Origin of the sequence: Mesorhizobium sp. M7A.F.Ca.CA.004.06.1.1 (assembly GCF_003999135.1) — a bacterium.
In the GTDB taxonomy this organism is placed as follows: Bacteria; Pseudomonadota; Alphaproteobacteria; order Rhizobiales; family Rhizobiaceae; genus Mesorhizobium.
Genome location: NZ_RZPQ01000608.1, coordinates 1 through 3,622 on the forward strand (window position 1 = coordinate 1; position 3,622 = coordinate 3,622).

2 protein-coding genes and 1 pseudogene are annotated in these 3,622 nt (G+C 58.0%); all 3 read right to left on the reverse strand.

What is annotated here, in order from left to right; all coding sequences use genetic code 11:
• A partial coding sequence (locus tag EN906_RS26745) for a type II and III secretion system protein family protein (RefSeq protein WP_245484340.1) occupies positions 1-1,314 on the reverse strand: 1,314 nt, incomplete at its 3' end.
• Positions 1,315-1,385: 71 nt separating this feature from the next.
• Positions 1,386-2,072, reverse strand: coding sequence for a response regulator transcription factor (locus EN906_RS26750; protein ID WP_063169262.1), 687 nt, complete (start codon positions 2,070-2,072; stop codon positions 1,386-1,388).
• An 812-nt stretch (positions 2,073-2,884) separates the two neighbouring features.
• Positions 2,885-3,053: pseudogene (locus tag EN906_RS38510) on the reverse strand (transposase); the annotation flags it as partial.
• Positions 3,054-3,622: the final 569 nt, after the last annotated feature.

Here is a 3,622-nt window from a genome sequence, read left to right on the forward strand (position 1 = left end):
GTTCAAAGCCGGTGCCGCCCGCTCGGTCGGTGCGCTCATCTGGTTTGGGTTGGAGCCTGGTCTTACAATGTAAGGCGTAACTAGAATGACCAGTTCTGACTCCTCTTTTTGAAACGAGGTCGAGCGAAAAAGCGGTCCCAGGATCGCCAGTTCTCCGAGCCAGGGAAAGGCCCTGACATCATTGTTGACGTTCCGCCTGATTAGACCGCCGATTGCGAAGCTCTGGCCGCTGGCGAGTTCGACGACCGTATCGGCTCGGCGCGTGGAAACTGCCGGCACGGAAATTCCGTTGATTTGCACGGCACCTTGCGTCGACAGTTCACTGACTTCGGGCGTTACGTGAATGTTGATTTGATTGTTGCTGAGAACTGTCGGCACAAATTCCAGACTGACGCCGAAGTGACGGAATTCAACCGATACCTGCCTGTTTTCCTGCAGGACAGGAATGGGAAATTCGCCGCCCGCGAGAAAGCTGGCCTTTTCACCCGACATAGCGGTGAGGTTCGGCTCAGCCAGGACGGAAGCTATATGCTCCTTGGCGAGCGCGTCGAGAACCGCGCTGACGTTGACGGCACCGTTGTCGAATCCGATTTCTGCTGTACCGCCACCCTGGGTTGAACCAGACCCAGCGCTTGCAGCGCTTCCGCTTAGAACGCCCACTTTGAAATTGCCGATTTGACCGAAGGCGGACAAGTTGACGCCGAGTGACTTCATGGCGCTGCGTGAGACTTCGGCTACGCGCACGCTGAGGTTAACTTGCAGGGATCCAGCGACCTTGATGTTGTTGACGACTTGCGCTCCGTCGCCCAGATATTGCTCAGTGACTCTTTTTGCGGTGTCGGCGACCTCTGCGTCGGGCGCCGTCCCGCTAAGGATTGCGCCGCGCGGCGTATAGTTGACGCGGATGGGATAGTCGCCGACCTGCTCCCGCAACATGGCGCGTAAATCCCCGATCGGTTGCGTGACAACGATACGCAATTCGGCGAGAGGCTCGCCATTGCCATCCAAGGCGAATAGGCTGGTCCGCCCCGATTTCTTGCCAAAGACGAAGATTGTTTTGCTCGATGGCGCCTGAAAATCCGCGATCGTGGGGTCAGCAACAAAGATGGTCGTGGCTGGCCCGGGCAGATGAACGGTCTCCCCGAGCGAAGAGGAAAGGGTCAGCGTGGCGTTGATGCTATTCGAAGCCGCATGCGGCGGGCCTTTGTCCTGCTTGTTTTGCGCCGCGACACCAAGTGGGAAAGTCACAATAAGCGCGCAGAGGAGATGGCCCAGGTAACGGGGCACTGCAGGTCTTGTAACCTTGTTGGCGATCGCCCGCCAATTGAGCGCAGCGCAAGGATGTTGAAGGATCAGCAAAATAGATCTTCTTTCGATTCGACAAACTATGCGGACGAGGCGTCAGTCAATTCTAGGATGTAACCAATGCCTCGGATGGTCTTGATCCGTGGCGTTGCACCTGATCTGGTCAGATGTCCCCGTAAACGATAAATTCCGACTTCAAGCGCGTTGGCAGACACGTCGTCGTTGAATGAATAGAGGTGATCTTCCAATTGCGCACGGGGCACGATGCGGCCTGCCCGGTTAAGCAGGTGCTCTAGAACACAGAGTTCGCGACGTGCGATCATCATTGGGTGCCCATCAACGAAAACCTGGCGGGCGACCGGATCAAAGTCGAGATTGCCAAATACGAGCCTCAGGTCGGTCATCTGTGTCGCCCGGCGCAGAATGGCTCTCATTCTGGCAATAAGCTCATCGGTAGAGATGGGTTTGAGCAGAAAGTCGTCCGCACCACCGTTGAAGATCGCAATTCGCTTATCGAGATCGTTAAGGCTGCTCATAATGACGGCAGGAACTGAATGCCCGTGGGTCCTCAACTGCCTCAGCCAACCCAAGCCATCGCCATCTGGCAGAGCCAATTCCAGCAGGAGAATTTCATAGCTGGCGCAAGAAAATGCACTCGAAGCCAGTTCCAGAGTACCAACGACATCAACGACGAAGCCGCCATCCCCGAGCGCAAGTCGCATGGCGCGCGCAAGATCCGCATGATGATCCACGAGCAGCGTTCGCATTTCATCTCCTCTCGAAGAGGGACGGCCCATCGAACGCGTCACCGGCGGCCATCTGATCGGAGCACACGGCGCGCAACTCGTCGCAGCTCTCGGAACTGGTCCGAGTCGGAGGGACATGCAAGTCGCTCGGTGGCAATAGGCGCGGGTGAGGACCAACTGACGGGCTCAAATACGCCGGTCGGCGAACCCACGAGGCCAGCAACCCGCGTGCGATTTCTCGTTGCATCATCTCTCCTACGTGCAGCCCCTGCGCTCGCAAGGCAGCGTCGCGGCTCAGAGCCCGATTCCCACAGAGGGTAGGGTTAGCTTTCGAGAAACTGATTGAACAAATCGATTATTTGGATCGAATGCATCCACGGTATGGATGCAGCGCACCATCTTCAACGACTGCGGCGTCCTGATGCACTGTTGTGTCTGTCGTGCTCTGCTTTTTTCGCTGTCCTTCAAGGCTGGCGAGCCTGGTGGAACCTGCGCGTCATTGGCTTGGTAGCTTGAATGCTCAACAACGGAGCGCCCTGCGCAAAGCCGCTCTCATTTCCAAAAAGCCTTGCAATCTGGTTGGAGCACTTCGCGCTCGACACCAAAATAGGCGAGGAAAACTGACGTCTGACAGGGATGTACATGCAACAGCCGATTTGCGGCACCAGCAAACGACCGCGTTCAGGCTGAAGATCGACGACCAACGGCTCCTCGATTTCCGCACCGACCGCTTTTACAAGCTCTTCCTGTGCGGGCGGATGCCGGCAAACAGCAGCACAGGGTCAGCGAAACCGGGAGCGGGCCTGCTTGATCGCCATGATCACATTGCCGCTGTCGCGCGTGCGGAGCGGAATGCAATCGGTCCAGCCGGCGGCAATCCGGTCAGCACTATCGTCTGCACGAAGCTCCCTGACGAAGACGTGCCCGAATGCGCTCAACAAAGCCGGGCGGCGGATCTTTCCAATCGCCGAAGGTGCGGGCTGGCACCGAGCGGCGAACTGCGAACTCATTCCTGCCCGGCGGCGCTGGCCGCCGCGAGCGTCGATGCGGACCCAGCCGCTCCGAATCCTCCCACAACACGATGAGCGCGTCGCGGACATCGCTGCCGTAACAGCGGCTGCGGCTCTTGCCCGCAGACGGCCTCTGCTCACGACGGTTCATAAGACGGATCGCGCGCTTGCGAATAATAGCCGGTTACCGCCTCGAACTCATCCAGAATGCGCCGCTTGTCAACGCCGCAATAAAGCTCCACGATCGCCGCTTCACCGTGTCGCCATGCTGAGCCGCGCCATCCTTCCCCCGAACCGGAATGGCACGACCTGTCCATCCCCTTTGGAACAGGACACTATTGGTAACATTTTGCTTGAGGCAATGCGGCTCGTTGCCTTCCTTTTCGCTGACCGGAAGGGTACCGGAAGTCGTCTATCGCATCTTACCCGCTGAAAGCGGCAACACCTCGACCTCAATCGCAGATCATAGGAAATAGACGATCGCGTCGGGGCCTCAGCATCGGTTCACCGGGTTTCCGTCATCGACTGAAGCGAATTGCCCCATCGACCGTCACCGGGTGG

Bases quoted from the DNA above. Each gene is read 5' to 3' on its own strand.
- EN906_RS26750 (WP_063169262.1), bottom strand. From the start codon at position 2,072: ATGCGAACGCTGCTCGTGGATCATCATGCGGATCTTGCGCGCGCCATG.